This is a genomic window from Streptomyces sp. HNM0645, from assembly GCF_030056615.1.
Classification (GTDB): Bacteria; Actinomycetota; Actinomycetes; order Streptomycetales; family Streptomycetaceae; genus Streptomyces; species Streptomyces marianii.
On sequence record NZ_JASHLT010000024.1, the window covers coordinates 66,356 to 83,168 of the forward strand.

At 72.8% G+C, this 16,813-nt stretch carries 7 protein-coding genes and 2 pseudogenes; 5 read left to right on the plus strand and 4 right to left on the minus strand.

The genetic code is table 11. The features are described from left to right. Positions 1–11 precede the first annotated feature (11 nt). Together QMZ92_RS18990 and QMZ92_RS18995 are read right to left on the minus strand one after the other, a co-directional pair. On the minus strand, positions 12–3,077 hold the full coding sequence (locus tag QMZ92_RS18990) for an SNF2-related protein (protein ID WP_283298558.1): 3,066 nt from the start codon (positions 3,075–3,077) through the stop codon (positions 12–14). 87 nt (positions 3,078–3,164) lie between these two features. Continuing rightward, positions 3,165–4,571 (minus strand): serine/threonine-protein kinase, encoded by a 1,407-nt coding sequence (locus tag QMZ92_RS18995; RefSeq protein WP_283298559.1) that lies wholly within the window; start codon positions 4,569–4,571, stop codon positions 3,165–3,167. Between the two features lie 200 nt (positions 4,572–4,771). Here QMZ92_RS18995 and QMZ92_RS19000 point away from each other — a divergent pair, with 200 nt between their 5' ends. The 5 genes and pseudogenes from QMZ92_RS19000 to QMZ92_RS19020 all read left to right on the plus strand — a co-directional run bounded on the left by QMZ92_RS19000 (position 4,772) and on the right by QMZ92_RS19020 (position 13,196). Further along, positions 4,772–6,322: a TIGR02677 family protein gene (locus QMZ92_RS19000; RefSeq protein ID WP_502962088.1), complete on the plus strand. Its 1,551-nt coding sequence runs from the start codon at positions 4,772–4,774 to the stop codon at positions 6,320–6,322. Then, entirely contained in the window at positions 6,319–7,740 is a 1,422-nt protein-coding gene (locus QMZ92_RS19005; RefSeq protein WP_283298560.1) for a TIGR02678 family protein, read from the plus strand. Before QMZ92_RS19000 ends, QMZ92_RS19005 begins: the two co-directional genes overlap by 4 nt. After that, positions 7,715–8,731 (plus strand): annotated as a pseudogene (locus tag QMZ92_RS19010) (TIGR02680 family protein); the annotation flags it as partial. The gene QMZ92_RS19005 and the pseudogene QMZ92_RS19010, both read left to right, overlap by 26 nt. A 227-nt stretch (positions 8,732–8,958) precedes the next feature. Then, positions 8,959–11,907 (plus strand): annotated as a pseudogene (locus tag QMZ92_RS19015) (TIGR02680 family protein); the annotation flags it as partial. Beyond that, positions 11,904–13,196, plus strand: coding sequence for a TIGR02679 family protein (locus tag QMZ92_RS19020; RefSeq protein WP_283298561.1), 1,293 nt, complete (start codon positions 11,904–11,906; stop codon positions 13,194–13,196). The pseudogene QMZ92_RS19015 and the gene QMZ92_RS19020, both read left to right, overlap by 4 nt. Before the next feature lie 141 nt (positions 13,197–13,337). On the opposite strand, the gene QMZ92_RS19025 is transcribed toward QMZ92_RS19020, so the two are convergent. Beyond that, positions 13,338–14,171, minus strand: coding sequence for a methyltransferase (locus QMZ92_RS19025; RefSeq protein WP_283298562.1), 834 nt, complete (start codon positions 14,169–14,171; stop codon positions 13,338–13,340). A 97-nt stretch (positions 14,172–14,268) separates the two neighbouring features. Next, on the minus strand, positions 14,269–16,809 hold the full coding sequence (locus tag QMZ92_RS19030) for an FAD-dependent monooxygenase (RefSeq protein WP_283298563.1): 2,541 nt from the start codon (positions 16,807–16,809) through the stop codon (positions 14,269–14,271). Positions 16,810–16,813 lie beyond the last annotated feature (4 nt).

Below are 16,813 nucleotides of genomic sequence, written 5' to 3' on the forward strand. Positions count from 1 at the left end.
ACAGACCGGGGTCACAGGGCGGCGAGCGGGGGTGAGTAGCGGAAGGGGGACGACGACGGGGCCGAGAGGGAGACGGGACGGGTTCCGTCGCCGTTCCCGCGGGCGGTGTCGGTGTCGGTGTCCGGTACCAGCACCGCGAGGACTCGCAGCAGGGGCCTGCCCGTCGTCAGCAGTGAGTCGGCGAGATCGGCGAGGCGTTCCCGGGTGCGCTCCCCGCCCAGCGTGGGCTGCTCCCAGGCGCCGAGCCGCAGCTTGTACTCCTCGACGGGTCGGCGCAGCGGCTCGTCCCAGGCGTCGCGTTGGGCGTCGAGAAACGCCCCGGCTGTCTCCAGCACCCGGGGGAGAGCGGCGCGCAGGGGCTCGGGATCGCGGTAGCCCCGCTTGTTCGCCATGGCGGGGCCGACCCCGGCGCGCCGCAGCAGGGACACCATGTCGTCGACGGCCAGGCCTTCCCAGGTGAGCTCCTTCTTCCCCCGCTCCGTCTCCATGGCGACCTCCCGCCAGGTCACGCCCATCCACTTCACGACGGTGGGCCGGCCCAGTCTGTTGGAGTACACGCCCTGGACCAGGTAGACCGGCTCCGCCACGTTCGCCGTGATCATCGGCGCCTCCTGGCGGCCCAGGCCGACGAGGACCTTGTCGGTGAGCCATTCGACGACCGGGTGCAGGTCCGTGAGCAGGGAGATCTCGGGCCAGCTCGACGTGGAGGACTGCCGGGCCCGCTGGAGGGAGTGCTCGGCGAGGCGGCGGTTGAAGGTCACCAGCAGCCGCTCCCGCAGCCGCTGCTCACGCAGGTAGTCCGAGGGCAGCGCCTTCAGACGGTGGATCAGTTCCGCCGGCGGGCGGAAGGAGATCAGCCCGGACTGCTGGTCGCGGTCCAGCTCCAGCCGGTCCCGGGCGTCCGGGTACACCTCGCGCAGCGCCTCGTCCACGAAGTGGGCGGTGGAGTCGAAGAGGCGGGGGAGCACCGGGCTCGCGTCGTCACGGTCGGCCAACGAGGGCGTCCCGGCCGAAGACGGCTCGTCGCGCCCGTCGGCATCCGGGTCGCCGGCCCTCTCCGCGGTCGCGTCCACCGAGCCGAAGAAGTCAGCGAGGAAGTCGTCCAGACCGGCGTCCCGGCCGTCGGACCCGGAGCGGGGCGTGTCCAGGGACTCGTCGACGGTCCTGCCCCGCAGCAGGTCCTGGATGAGGGACCGCTCCTCCGCCTCCGCCCGGTACAGGCCGGTCACCGCCTCCGCCGTGCCCAGCGAACGGTGCGCCTGGTCCTCGCGTTCCAGCAGCCGCTCGGCGACCACCGTGTCGTCCTTCGCGCCCTCCACCTCACTGGTGAGGATCAGCGCCCGGAACTCCGGCGGGTGGGCCTGCCCGTACCGGTCGATACGGCCGTTGCGCTGCTCGATGCGGATCAGCGACCACGGCACGTCGTAGTGCACCAGCTGATGGCACTGCCGGTGCAGGTTGACGCCCTCGGAGGCCACGTCACCGGTGAGCAGGACCCGGACGGGCGTGTCGGCCAGGCCGAACTCCTCGACACGGTCCATCTGCTGCTCGTCCGAGAGGCCGCCGTGCATGACACGGACGCAGTCGCGGGCCGCGCGGCCACGGAAGCCGAGGGCGGCGGGCAGCACCCCGGCCAGCCACTCCAGGGTCTGGACCCGCTCGGAGAACACCACGACCCGCGTCTCGGAGGCGGGTCCCACCCCGATCTCCTCGCGCAGCAGCCGCACCAGAGCGGCGAACTTCGCGGAGTCCGCCTCGGTGAGGCCGGCGGCCAGCTCCGACAGCCGGTGCAGGGCGGCGAGTTCGGCCTCGGTGCCGCGCCGGTCCTCCTTCTTCTCCAGGGTCCTGATCCGCGCGGAGACCGTGGCCCGCAGCGCGGCGGGGGAGGAGAGGAACGACTTCAGCAGCGTGTAGGGGAAGAGGGGGACCGCGCTGACCGAGGCGGTGCCGTCGCCGGGCAGCCAGACGGCGGCCAGCTCCTCGAAGATCCGCTCCTCGGCGGGGGTGGCCGGACAGCGCACCGAACGGGAGGGGCCCCGGTCCGCCCACTGGCCCTTCATCTGCTCGCGGACCTCCGGGCTGATCTTCGTCCGCCGGATGAACAGGTGCTCGATGTCGGCGGCGCGGTAGTTCTCCGCGTCGCGGATCGCCACCGGGTCCAGCAGCCGGATCAGTTCGGCGAAGGACTTCGCGTCGCCGTTGTGCGGGGTCGCGGAGGCCAGGATCAGGGCGTCCGTGCGGGGAGCCAGGGTGCGGGCCAGCTGGTTGCGCAGCGAGCCGCGGTTGATCAGGTTGTGCGACTCGTCGATGACGACCGCGTCCCAGCGGATCTGCTCAAGGTGGTGCTGGTACTGGTCGGTGTTCTTGAGGGTGTCGATGGAGACGATGACCCGCTTGAACGAGGTGAACGGGTTGCGGCCGGCCGGGATCTCCCGCTGGATCCGCTCGATTCCCACCGAGTCCAGCCGTACCAGCGGGATCGCGAACCGCGTCCACAGCTCGTGCTGGAACTGCTCCAGCACGTGCTGCGGGGTGACCACCAGGAGGCGCTCGCCCCGGCCGCGGCGGATCAGCTCGGCCAGGGTCAGGCCGATCTCCAGGGTCTTGCCGAGGCCCACCACGTCCGCGATCAGCAGCCGCGGGCGCAGATTGGCGCCGGACAGGGCCAGCTGGGCGGGGCGCCGCTGGTAGGGCAGCGGGTCCATCAGGAACGAGTCGGCCAGCGCCAGGCGATGCTCGGACTGGGGCAGGGCGGTGCGGCGCAGCACCGCCTCCAGGAACAGGCGGGAGCGGCGGTGGTTCGGGGAGTCGTCCATCACGAGCGTGGTCGCGCCCGGGTCGAGCAGTTCGATGCGGTCCAGGCCGGAGAAGAACACGGCCTCCTGGTCGCGGACGAACTCCGACACCCCCGTGACCTCGATGCGCATGCCGTCGTCGGACGTCGGCATCGAGCTCTTGACCAGCCACTCCTCGTCCCGTACGACCACCAGGGCGCCGGCCGGGTACTGGTCCTGGCCGCTCGTGGCACCGGCCTGTTCTGCGCCGGTCTGCTCCGCGCTGGTCTGGACGGCGGTCACCGGTGGCCTCCTGAAGCGGGGTCGATCGTGCGGGTGCGGGCCCTCTCCGGGGCCCGCCCATTATCGCGGGTCACAGGGGCGTACGGGTCAGAAGGGCGTACTGGCCGCATACGCCTCGCGCAGCCGCCGAGCGGTGATCCGGGCCTGCGCCGAACTCCGCGCAGAGGGCCGGTCCGCTCCGCCGCGCCCGGACGCCCGGCGTGGCGACAGCGGGGACAGCGGGGACAGCGGGGACGACGGAGCGGCGGACCGCGCGTCGGCCGGGTCCCGGACCGGACCGCCGGCCTCGGCCCGCGCGCGGGCGGCGGGCGCGGAGTCGGCGCGGGCGTCGGCGGACGGCTCCGACGCGGTGTCGACACGGCGGAACAGGAGACGGGGGTCAGCGGGCGCGTGCGGACCGAGACCGAGCGGCGGTTCCGGGGGAGCGGTCACCGGTGGCACCTCGGGACCGGCCGGGAAGCCGTGCGGCTGCCGCCGAGCCGGCCGGGGGCCCGCGGACTCCCGTTCCCGTTCGGCAGGAGGAGACACGAGGGGAGGCCCGGCCGTTCCGGACCCAGCGGGCACCTCCGCCCCGGAGCCACGGCCGACGGCGAGGAGGTCGTCCAGGACGTGGGTGGGAGCGGCGGTGTACGTGGTGAGTCTGCGACGTGCCTGGGCGACCTTCAGCCCCTGTGCCTCGATCAGCGCGCGGCACCGCCGCACGACCTCGGCGAGGTCCGGCCGGTCCTGCGGGCGGTGGGCCAGCATGGCGGTGAGCAGCGGGACGAGTTCGTCCGGGGTCCCGGACAGGTCCGGTGCGCACCCCGGGTCGACGACCTGGTGGAACAGCAGATGGATGTTGTCCGCGCGGTAGGGGGCGTGGCCCGAGGCGGCGAACAGCAGGACGGCGCCCAGCGCGTACACGTCGACCGCCGGGGTCAGGGGCTTCTCACCGTTCGCCTGCTCGGGCGGCATGCAGGAAGGGGTGCCGACGACCATGTGCGGCGCGGTCAGCGACACGCTCGACTCGGCGAACACCGCGAGCCCGAAGTCGATCACCTTCGGTCCGTTCGGGCCGAGCAGCACGTTGGCCGGCTTCAGGTCACGGTGCAGCAGACCCTGCCGGTGCACGCCGGCCAAGGCCTCGGCCAGCGTCGCGCCCAGCGCCGCCGTCAGCAGTGCGGGGAGCGGGCCGTGGGCGGCCACGTGCCGGCTCAGGTCGAGCCCCTCGACGTACTCGGTCGCCAGCCAGGGGCGCTCGGCGTCCGGGTCGGCGTCCAGGAGGGCGGCGATCCGGGCACCCCAGATCGTCTTGAGGATCTCCACCTCCTGCGCGAACCGCGTCCGCGTCTCGGAGTCGACCACGGACGGCTTGATCACCTTCACGGCGGCCGGTTCCCCGCCGGGCGACTCGCCCAGGTACACCTGGCCCATCCCGCCCTGCCCGATCCGGCCGAGCAGTTCGTATCCGCCCAGCTCGGAAGGGTCGTCGGGGCTGAGGGGCGCGATGTGCACGAAGGGCCTCACAATCGGGCGGAACCGGTGTTCACGGTCACGCTAGACCACCGCCCGTGCCCGCGGGAGGCCGGTCACCGCCCATTCCCCGGGAGACCGGGGCGCACACCCCTCTTCCGTGACACGGCCCGTGATGTCGGTGCCGCCCTCTACGGTGGAGATCACCGATGCCGCCGGGGCGGTGGGGAGGGACGACAGGCGTGCGCAGGGTGCCACCGGAGATGTTCCGGTTCACGACGGGGGAGAAGGCCGACCTGTACGGGGCGGTGCTGGACGCCTTCGGCGTGGCCGGCGAGCACCTCGAGACCACGCTGGGGGCCGACGCGGTGCGCGAGCGACTTCGCCTGGTGGGCTGGGTGGCGGACGTCGACGACGGGGAACTGCACGACGCGCTCGCCCGGCTCGTGAAGTGGGAACTCCTCGACGTCGTGCACAACCACGCCGAGAACTACCGCACGGCCGAGGAGTACGAGCGGCGCAACCTCCAGTACTCGCTGACCCGCCGCGGCGAGGCGGCTCTCGCCGGAGTGCGGCACGCCCTTGAGGTGCTGGCCTCCACAGGGGCGTTGCAGACGGCCGTGCTGGAGGCCATCGCCGACCGCCTGGACGACTTGTGCCTGCTGTCCGGCGAACCCGCCTCCGCCGACCGGCGGATCTTCAGCACGCTGCGCGAGCTGGAGGCGCATCTGGAAGCCCTGGTGGAGAACACCAAGGCGTTCAACGGCGAACTGCAGCGCCTCCTGCGCGCCGAGGGAGCGGACCTGGAGGTCTTCCGCGAGGTCAAGGCCGCCACCGTCGCCTATCTGCAGGAGTTCCTGGTCAACCTCGACCGGCGCGGAGAGGCGGTCGCGGCCGCCGTGGCCCGGGTGGAGGAGCGGGGGACCGCCGTGCTGCGCGAGCGCGCCCTGCGCGGGGCCGAACTGCCCCCGGTCGCCGGTGAGGACCCCGCGGCCGGCTGGCTGGAGAGCAGGCGGGCGCGCTGGGCGGGCCTGCGGGCCTGGTTCCTGCCGGACGACGGGGCACGCCCCCGGATCGAGCAGCTGCACGACATCGCCCGGCGCGCCATCGTCTCGCTGCTGCAGGTCCTGGAGCGGATCAACGAGTCACGGCGCCGCTCCTCCAGCGCCGTACAGGACTTCCGGGAGCTGGCGCGCTGGTTCGCCGCCGCCCCGGCGGAGGAGGACCTGCACCGGCTGTGGTCGGCAGCCTTCGGACTCGGCCCGGCGCGCCACGCCCACCTCGCCCACCCGGACCCGGAGTTGATCCCGCCGTCCCGTTCCTGGTCCGAGGCCCCGCCCGTGGAGGTGTCGGCGCTGCTGCGGACCAGCGGACGGACGGAGCGCTTCACCCGCACGGCCAGGGTGCGGGACGTCACGGCCGTCAGGGCCGAGCGCGCGGAGCGGGCCCGCGCGGAGCGGGCGGAACTCGGGCGTGCCTGGCAGGCGTTGCAGACGGACGGCCCCGTGCGCCTGTCCTCCTTCGGCACCCTGGATCCCGCCGTTTTCGAGCGGCTGCTCGACCTGGTGGGCCGGGCCCTGGCCGCCCGGCCGGACACGACCGGCTCACGCCGCGCCACGACGGGGGACGGCCGGGTGGAGATCGCGCTGTCCCCACCTCCCGACGAGCGCACCGCCGTACTGCGCACGACGAAGGGCACACTCGCCGGACCGGACTACGTCGTGCTCATCACCGCGGCCGGAGCGAGCGCCCTGCCACGGCAGGGCGCCGTGCGGCGGGAGGCAGCCGGATGAGCACCCTCGCCAACCAACTCGCCGCAGCGGAAAGGGAGCAGGTCGCCCGTGCCATCCGTCTCCTGCTGGCCCGGCCCCTGCTGACCGAGGCCACCGACCCGGCCGGCTTCGAACTGGTACGCCGCCGTCGCGAGCCGCTGGCCCAGTGGTTCGACTACACCTGCGGCTGGAGCCTGGTGGTGGAACCGCGCCGCGGCTACGCGCGCCTCACCAAGGTCCGTGCCGACCCGGACGGCTCCCGGCCGGCCCGCAGGGCGCGTTCGGGCCGGGCCCCGTTCGACCGCCGGCGTTACGTGCTGCTGTGCGTGACCGCCGCCGAGCTGCTGTCCATGCCGATGACGACCATCGGCATGCTCGCCGACCGTGTCGTGCAGGCCACGTCGACCGACCGGGCGCTGGCCGCGTTCGATCCGGTGCACAAGCCGGAGCGGATGGCGTTCGTCGACGTCCTGAAACTGCTGGAGTCGTACGACGTGCTGCGCGCGGTCGACGGGACCACCGAGGCGTACGTCGAGTCGGCCGAGGCGAAGGTCCTCTACCGGGTGGACACCACGCTGCTGATGCGGCTGCCCGCCGCGCCCGTCGGCGCCTCCCGGCTCGCCGTACCCCCGGACGAGGTGCCCGCGCGGTTCGGGGAACTCCTCACCGGTCTGGTGCGCGAGCGCCGCTACGGCGGCGCGGTCGCCGACGGCACGGCGGACGAGGAGCACGGCGAGCGGGCCGCCACGGACGCGCAACGCAACCTGAGGCTGCGCCACTCGGTGCTGCGCCGCCTCTTCGACGACCCCGTGCTGTACCGGACGGACCTCACCGACGACGAGCTGGCCTACGTCACCTCCCTGACCGGACGCCAGATCCTGCGCCGCTCGGTCGAGCAGGCCGGTTTCCTGCTGGAGGAACGAGCCGAGGGCTTCCTGCTCGTGGACCCGGACGGGCTCGCCACCGACGTCCGCTTCCCCGACGACACGTCCACCGCCCGGGTCGCCGCGCTGCTCCTCCTGGAGCCGCTGTGCGCCACGCCCGCCGGGCTGCTGCCCGAGCAGCTCGCCGAGGCCGGAGAAGACCTGCTGCGGCGCTTCCCGCGGTGGGCCAGGGCGTACCAGTCCGAGGACGGCGCGGCCCGGCTGTCCGACGACGCCGTACGCGTCCTGCGTGACGTCGGCCTGGCCCGCCGGACCGGGGGTCGCGTCGTCGCGTGCCCGGCCGCCTACCGCTACCGCCTGACAAAGACGACGAGTCCGGACCGGGACGACGAGCCCGGACCGGATGGGGACGCCGCCGCCCCCGGGCGGCAGGCGGCACGGCTGCCGAGGGCGTCGCCGCAGAAGGAGACAAGCAGTGAGCGTGACGGAGCTTCCCTTCCCCCGGCGGCCGGAGCCCACCGGACCGGCCGTGGCAGGGGCCGCCCGAGCGGCTGATGCCGCCGGCAGCCGGTGGCAGCCCCACCGCGCCGGCATCCTCAACGTCTGGCGCTACTACGACGAGACGTTCACCTTCCACCAGGGCCGCCTGCTGCTCCGCGGCCAGAACGGTTCGGGCAAGTCCAAGGCCCTGGAACTGCTGCTGCCGTTCCTCTTCGACGCCAGCCTCCGCCCCAACCGCCTGTCCACGTTCGGCGGTTCGGAACGCACCATGCACTGGAACCTGCTGGGCGAGGGCGCCTCCGGCAAGACCCGCGTCGGATACGTGTGGATGGAGTTCCGCCGCGTCGGCGACGACGGCACCGAGCAGTGGTTCGGCTGCGGGGCGCGCCTGCAGGCGAGCGTGCACACCAGCGGGGTACACGCCGACTACTTCACCACCGGCTCCAGGATCGCCCTTCCCGACGGTGTGCTCCTCGTCAACGACGCGGGACAGCCACTGACCCGGGCCGCCCTCGCCGAAGCCCTGCGCGACCGAGGCGACGTCCATGCCTCGGCCACCGACTACCGCACGGCCGTACGGCGTGAACTCTTCGCGGGCATGGGGGAGCAGCGTTATGAATCGCTGCTGTCGGCGTTGCTCCAGCTGCGTCAGCCCAAACTGTCCGAGCGGCTCGACCCGTCCCTGCTCTCCACCCTGCTGTCCCGTGCCCTGCCCCCGCTGGGCGAGGGGGAGATCGCCGAACTCGCCGAGGGCTTCGAACGGCTCGACCGGCAGCGCGAACACCTCAAACGGCTCGACGACGAGGTGACGGCCGCCGAGACCGTCGCGTCCCGGCAGCGTGCCTACGCGCGGCGGGTCCTGCGCGCGAGTTCCGCCGCGCTCATCTCGGCCACCACCGAGATGGACAACCTCACCCGCGTCGCCCGCCGGAGCGCCGAGGAGCTCGAACAGGCGCTGGCGGAACGCGAGTCGGCCCAGGCCCGGCGCGAGGAACAGGAGCTGCGCGCGCATGCGCTGGACGAGACCGTCGAGGGCCTGCGCGAGAGCGACGCGTACCAGCAGGGCGAGGAACTCGACCGGCTCCGCCGCCGCACCGAAGACGTGGCAGCCGCCGCCGAGAGGCAGCGAGCCGCCGCCCGGGCCGCTCAGGCCCGGTCGGAGGAGGACCAGCGGCACGCCGACGAGGCGGCGGACCAGGCCCGCACCCTCGGCGAGCACGCGCGCGAAGCCGCCGGGGAAGCACACAGGGCGGCCAGGGCAGCAGGGCTGGNGACCAGCGGCACGCCGACGAGGCGGCGGACCAGGCCCGCACCCTCGGCGAGCACGCGCGCGAAGCCGCCGGGGAAGCACACAGGGCGGCCAGGGCAGCAGGGCTGGAGTCCATCCACCACGAGGTGAGGACGGTCCTCGACGCGGATCCCGCGGTGGCCCGCCCCCACAGCACCGGACGCGACCAGGGCGGCGGCCCGCGCACGACGGGCGAGAACAGCGCGCGACAAGCCCGTCGGCTGCTGCGCGGCGCGGACACCGCCCGACGGCAGCAGGTCACCCTCGTCACCGAGGCGATCGACGAGCATGACCGCGCCGTACGCGACCGAGGCGCCGCCGAGGAACTGCTGGACCAGGCCCGCACCCGCCTCGCGGAGGCGATCACCCGGCGGGACGAGGCGTCCGCCGCCTGGGACGACGCCCTTGCCACACAGGTGGAACGTCTGCTCGCCTGGGCCGAGGACTGCACGGAGCTACGCATCACCGACCTCGACGCACTCGCTGCCGCAGCAGCGGCGGAGGCCGAGGTGACGGCCCTGACCGAAGCCGCCGCGCGCCCGCCGGAACAGGAGATCGCCGAGGCGGAGGCCACCACCCGAGCCGCACGCCAAGGCCTGCGGGACGAGCGGAACCGACTGGAGGAGAAGCTGCGACGGCTGAGCGGTGAAACCGACCTGCCGCCTGTGCCCCCGCCCACCCGCACCGCCGTCCGTACGGCGACGGCGGGAGCACCCCTGTGGCGAGTGGTCGCCTTCCGCGAAGGCGTCCCGCTCCCCGTCCAGTCCGCGGTGGAGGCCGCACTGGAGGCGTCGGGTCTCCTGGACGCCTGGGTCAGTCCCTACGACGGACTCACGCTGCCGGGTCACGACACCCGCGCCGAGGCCGCCCTGGCCGCGACCGCCCCGGGGCCCAGCCTGCTGGAGGTGCTGAGGCCCGAGGAGGACCTCCCCGTCCCGGCCGACACCGTGACCCGCATCCTCGCCGGCATCGCCTACGGCCCCGCTCTGCCGGGCGGGCACCCCGCTGCCGTCTCCGCCGACGGCGCCTGGCGTCTCGCGCTCGCCACCGGGACATGGAGCAAGCCGGAACCCGCCCACATCGGCGCCCTGGCACGTCAGCGTGCCCGGCAACGCATGATCGGCGAACTGACCGACCGCATCGGCGAGACCAACGCCTCCCTCGCCGCACTCGACGACCGGCTGCGCGGCCTCGCCGCCCGCCGCGCCCGGCTGGACGCCGACCGCTCCGCCCGCCCCGATCACCTGGAACTCGACGCCCGGCGGCGTGACCGGGACCGCGCGGAGGACACCGTGGCGGCTCGGGACGACGCCGTGCGTGACGTCGCCGGACGTCTGGCGCGGTGCGAGAGGGCGGTGGCGGGCGCTCTGCGCACGCTCGACCGCCGAGCCGCCGAACACGGACTGCCCACCGACCGCGCCCGGTTGCGTACGCTCTCCGACGCCATCGACAGGTTCCGGGACACCGCCGACAGTTGGGTGGACGCCCGGCTCGCCGCGACCGCCGCCGCCGACCGGGCCCGCCAGCGGGCCGCCCAGGCGGACCGATCGCGCCGGACCGCCGAGGAACGCGCCGAGGACGCGGCCGCCGCCGAAGCGGAGGCAACGGGGCTGAAAGCGCGCCTGGAGGCAGTGGAAGCCACCGTCGGCGCGGACTACCGGCAGATCGTCGCACGCCTCGCCGAGGCACGCGCCGAGCTGCGCCGCTGCCGTGAGGAGGCCGGCCGGGCCGCCGAACTCCTGCTGCGCCTGGAAGGACAGGTCGGAGAACTGCGTGCCACCAGCGGCCAGGACGCCGAACGACGGGAACAGGCCGTCGCGACCAGGGACGCGGCGGCGCATCGGTACCGGCACCTGTGCCTGGCCGGACTGGCCGAGGACGCCGGCGTCACACCGGCACTCGACGCCGGGGACGGCACCAAGGCCACCCTGGAGGCCGCCCGCGCCACAGCGGCGAAGTGGCCGGACCTCCCGCACGCCCCACGCAACCTGGGCGACGCCGCGACCCGCCTCTCCGAAGCGGTCCACGAGGCCCGCCAGCGCCTCGGCACCCGCGCCGACCTGGACCTGGAACCGGACGACGACATCCAGCTCTTCACCGCCACCCTGGACGGCGTACGCGTGGGGGCGACGGGCCTGCTCAGCACGCTCACCCAGGAGCGGGACCGCAGCCGGGACGACATCACGGCCGCCGAACGGCACCTGTTCGACCAGATCCTCACCGGCGACATCCGCCGCCACCTCGCGGCCCGCATCCGCCAGGCCGGCGAACTCGTCGACCGCATGAACGGGCACCTGGAGCGGGTCCGCACCGCCTCCAACCTTGCCGTCCAACTCGTCTGGGACGTCCGCCCGGACCTTCCGGACAGCACCCGCACCGCCCGTCAGCTGCTGCTCAAGGACCCCGGCCGGGTCACCGAGAGCGACCGGGAGGCCCTGCACGTCTTCTTCCGCGCCCGCATCGAGGAGGCCAAGGGCAGTGAGACGGCCGCGAGCTGGGAGGAACAGCTCGGTGAGGTGCTCGACTACACCGCCTGGCACCGCTTCACCGTCCGCCTCGACCGGGCGAACGGGACCGGCTGGCAGCCGCTGACCAAGAAGCTGCACGGCGCGCTCTCCGGCGGGGAGAAGGCCATCGCACTGCACCTGCCCCTCTTCGCCGCCGTCGCCGCCCACTACGAGGCCGTGCCCCTGGCACCCCGGCCGATCCTTCTGGACGAGGTCTTCGTCGGAGTCGACACGGTCAACCGCGGACAGGTCTTCGCGCTGCTCACCGCCCTCGACCTGGACCTCATGGTCACCTCCGACCACGAATGGTGCACCTACGGCGAACTGCCCGGCATCGCCGTCCACCAACTCCTCACCGGCGGGGACGACGACGCGGTCACCAGCGCCCGCTTCGTCTGGAACGGCAGCGACCTGGAAGCGGGATGACCAGCACCGACGCGACGATCCCCACGGGACCGGCCCCGGGCGAGGCCACCCTGCGCCGCCCGGAACTGCGCCCCCTCTGGGACACGCTCCACAGCCGTCTCTCCTCCGGCCGCCCCGTCACACGGGTGCGCCTCGGACCGCTCGACGACCCCCAGCGCGAGGCGCTCGCCGACCTCCTCGGCCTCGACCGCCTGCCGGACGCACGTCCCTCCGTCCCCCTGACCCGCCTGGAGGAGGCCGTCACCGAACTGTCCGGCCGCACCGTACGAGAAGTCGTCACCGAACTGGTCGGCCCGCTCGGCGACAGAGCCGGCGAACGGCGCCGCCAGAAGGACGAGCGGGCCGAGCTGTGGACCTGGCTGGCCGAGCACGAGACGGTGAGGGCCCAGCCGGCGCTCTCCGACTGGGCCGCCACCTGCCGGGCGGCCGGCGTGGTCGCCGGCTCGGTGGAGCACACCCGTACGCTGCTCACGGACGCGCTCAAGGTGCTCGCCGAACTGCCCGGCCAGGCAGAACCCCTGCCCGTCTTCGCCGCCCGGGTCCTGAGCGGTCAGACGCACGCACTCGACGACGGCACACCCCTGTCCGCACTCGTCCTGCGTGCCCTTGCGACCCTGTACGACACCGTCCCTCCACAGTCCGCCGCGCAGCGGCGCGCCCTGTGGACCCGCGCGGGAGTCGCCGACGACGAGCTGTCCGCCACCGTCCTCGTCGGCGGACTGCGCCCGGTCGGCGACGGCCTGCTCGCCCGGGTGACCACAGCGTGCGCGGAGGCCGGTCAGGCCGCCAGTCTGACTCTCGCCCACGTCCGGTACCCGGGCGAGTTCATCCTTTCCGAGGCCCCTGCACCCGCCGTCCACGTCGTGGAGAACCCCAGCATCCTGGCACTGGCCCTACGCCGCTTCGGGTCCTGCTGCCCGCCGCTCGTCTGTACGTCCGGCTGGCCCAACAGCGCCGCGATCCAGCTCCTGCGCATGCTCGCGGACCACGGCGCGGATCTTCGCTACCACGGCGACTTCGACGGCGAAGGCATCCGCATCGCCGCGTACGTCCTGGACAAGACGTCGGCGCGGCCCTGGCGCATGACGGCAGCGGACTATCGTGCCGCGGTCGCCCGCAATCCACGCGGTCCTCAGCCGGGGCGCATCACCGAGGCACCCTGGGACCTTGAGCTGACCGAGGTCATGGCGGAGCACGGTACCGCCGTGGTCGAGGAACTGGTGGCTGAAGCGTTGTTGAAAGACCTCGCCTGCATGGCTCAGCAGAGGCGTCCCTCTGGCCCGACGTGACGCTCTTTTGACGCTCCGAGCGGCCGAGTGGCCGTTCGGAGCGGCCGCGCACGTGAGCTGACCTGCGATTATTTTGGGCAGGTCTGGACGCCCGGTGACCGTGGTGGTCGCCGGATCTTGTCGGGCAGCACTGAAGCGATGTCAGCGGCCGATGGCATTCCCAGGGCGCCGGAACATCAGGGCGTGCACGGTGAAGCGCGACCCGTCCAATTCCGCCCGGCCCGTTGCTTGCCGTTCTTTCAGCAGGGTCAGCATGGTCTCCTTGTGCTCGGCGTACGCCAGGAGCGGGATGTCCATCTCGAAGACCTCAAGCGTCTCGGCCGCATAGCCACGCGTGGTGAGTTCCGTGACGGTCCGGGGAACGTCGGCGAGTGAGGAGTGCGCCATGAGCAGCGTGCCGCCCGGCGCCAGGAGCATGTCCACGCGCTCGACGACGGAGTCGTACACCGCGCGGCCGCCCCTCCGGGCGACGAGAGCTGTTTCCAGCCCGTCCTTCCTCGCATAACTGGGGTCGTGGGGTAGGTGCGGCGGATTGGTGATCAGCAGATCGAACCGCTCGTCCGGTGTGTAGTCCTCCAGCGGCGACGTGACACAGGCGAGCCGCGTGGCGTCGAGACCGTTGGCCATCACGTTCGCCGCCGTCTGGGCGGCTGAGGCGGGGTTGATGTCCAGAGCGGTCACCCGCTCGGCGCCGGCCGCGAGCAGGGCGACGCTGTAGAGACCTGAACCCGCCCCGATGTCCAGGGCGTTGACGCCTTCCAGATCAGGGGCGCGGTCACCGTTGAGAGCGGCGATCAGGCTCAGTCCGCAATCGGTCGGGAACAGGACTTCCGCAGGGTCCTCCACCGTGAGCTGCAGACGCATGCCGCGGAATGTGAAGATCCCGCACGAGGGTCGAGCCTCCCACAGCGAGCCGTTCTCGCCGACGGGCAGCACACGACGCCGAGTCAGCGTCTGGATCGGAGCAGCGGTCATGGCAGTGAATCCTTCGACGGAGGGCTGGCAGAGTCGGAGGGGCCCAGCCGTGCGGATGTCCGGCCGGGTCGGGCGCGTGGGCTGCTGTGGTGGGCGGTCACTCGGTGAGGGCGGAGAGCACGGTTCGAACGGAGTCGTCAGCGATGCGCTCTGCGCGCGGGACCGGGATCAGGTCCTCGACGTGGCTGAAGTTCCACATGAGCCGGCCGTGGGTGGTGGTGGCTGTCGCCACGATGGCGCCCATCACCGAGACGCCCGTGATGAACTGGGCGTCGCTGACTCGCCACGACCCCGCGCGGACGGGGAACTCGTAGCGGCCGACGTTGGACAGGCACAGGTTGATCGGGCCCTCCTCGTCCATGAACCGCATGAACGCCGCGCTGTCGGCCAGCGATCTGGGTCCTGCCCAACGCGGCAGGCTGATCGTGGCCAGGTGCTCCTGGCGTCTCCTGCGTCGCACCAGGTCCTGGCTGATCGCCCGGGCCATGGGCCACAGCGGATTGCCGGGCTCGTAGCGGACGCGGGAGGGCACCGTGGCCACAAAGGTGCCGACCTCGTCGTGGGCGACGGCCGGCTCCAGGTCGCCGCGGAAGTCGACCGGCGAGCCGATCGAGAAGTGTGCGGACGCCAGACTGCCCGCGTCCCGGGCGACCGCCGTCACCATCGCGGCGGCCAGGGCTCCGTGGACCGTGGTGCCGTGCCGCCTGGCAGCTTGCGCCAGCGGACCCAGTTGGTCGGAGGTGAGCAGTCTGTGCACCAGCCGGGTGCGCCGCTGCTCGAACGGGACCTGGTGGCTGGGGACGATCCGCTGCGTGGGGAGCCGCCGCGCCGCCCGCTGGTCACGCAGCATCATGGCTCTGAGCCCTGCGACGCCCGCCGCGCCACGGTGGCGACGTGGGAGCAGGTCCTCCGTCGCGGGCAGTACCCGTCGCAGGGCGGCTTGAGGCAGAGCGGAGTGGTCCAGTTGAGCGGCGAGTTCGATCCACTCCCGGAGCAGGGACAGACACGTCTTGCCGTCGGCGATGGTGTGCGACGCCGTCAGAAGCAAGTCCTGGAAGCCTTCTTCGCCCTCGTCGCCCGTTCTTTGCGCGGTGATCACCACCGCGCGCAGCAACGGCCCGGTGCGCCAGTCGACGCTCTCCGCGAGTTCGCGGTCGTTGATCTCGCGTAGCCACTGGCTGTCGGGCTCGGAGGCGTCCGGTGGGACGACGACATGACGGACCGGGATCTGCTGCCCGTCCAACGGTGTGAAGGCGGGGTGTTCTCCGGTGCCGTCGTCGGTGATCGCGACGCGCAGCAGGGGGTGCCGTACCTGGAGGATGTCCAGGGCGCGGCGGTGCAGTAGCGGGGGCAGGTGTCCGTGGACGCGGGCCCGGGCGATGACGCTGAGGGGTGAGGTCTGGTCGGCGATCCAGTACAGGCGTTCCAGGGGACTGAGCTCACGCCGGACGCTGCTGGGCTCGGTAGCCGGTCCGTCCTGGTAGGTGAGGGCCTGCGCGGTCTGGCGGGCGAGGACGGGGCGGGGCACCAGCCGGAAGTAGGTGTTGCGGAGCAGCCGCCCGCGACGGTGAGCCCCGTGGGTCAGGTCGCTCATCCGGCGGGACTCGGCCACCACCGACCTGGTGCGCTCGCGGCGCCGATCCTCGTAGACGCGCAGGGCCTGGACCAGGTCCTTGCCCGTCGCGGATTCGGCGAGCGTGCGTGCCAGGACGACGGCGTCCTCCATGGCCATAGCCGCCCCCTGGCCGAGCGTGGCCAGCATGGGGTGGGCGGCATCGCCGAGCAGGGTGAACGGGCCGTCGCCCCACCGCTCCAGGAAGACCCGGTCATGGCTGGGAACGGTGAGGATGTCCTCCTGCGGCGTGGCCTCGATCACCGCCCTCACCTCGTCAGCCCAGCCCGTGTATGCCTGTCTGACGGTGTCCTTGACGCGGTCCCGGCCGGACGGATCGGCGGGTGTGCTCATGGCCGCCCACCAGTAGCAGCAACCCCGGCCGATGTCGATGAGACCGAAACGCTGTCCGCTGCCCCAGTAGTGGCGCACGCTGCCCGTGGTGACGCTCGGGTGCTGGAAAGGGACAACGCCTAGCCGGTAGAGGTAGCCGCTCTCGCGTGGCGCCTCGGGGCCGACGAGATGGCGCCGTACGGCCGAGTTGAAGCCGTCGGCGCCGATCAGGAGGTCCCCGCTCGCCGTACGGCCGTCCGCGAAGCGGACGGTGACGCCCGTGTCGTGGGTCTCGAAGCCGACGGCGGTCGCTCCCAGGTGGACCGGGCAGTCGCCGGCCTCCGCCAGCAGGGCCTCTTGGAGGTCCGCGCGGCTCAGGCAGTAGCTGGGTGTGCCGATCTTGTCACAGACCTCTTGGAACGGCAGGTCTCTGATCCGTCGGCCGCGCCGGTCCATGACCGTGAACGACTCCACGGCCTGGCCGCGTTTCTCCAGGCCGATGTCGATGCCGAGGCCGGCCAGGGCGGTGACGGCGTTGCTCATGACCGACAGACCGGAGCCGACGTCGCTCAGTTCGGCGGCGCGCTCGTGCACCTCGACGTCGATACCGACGCGTCGGAGCGCGATCGCACAGGTCAGACCGCCGATACCGGCACCGACGACGAGGACTTTCACGGGCCGTGCCGATGCCATGCTG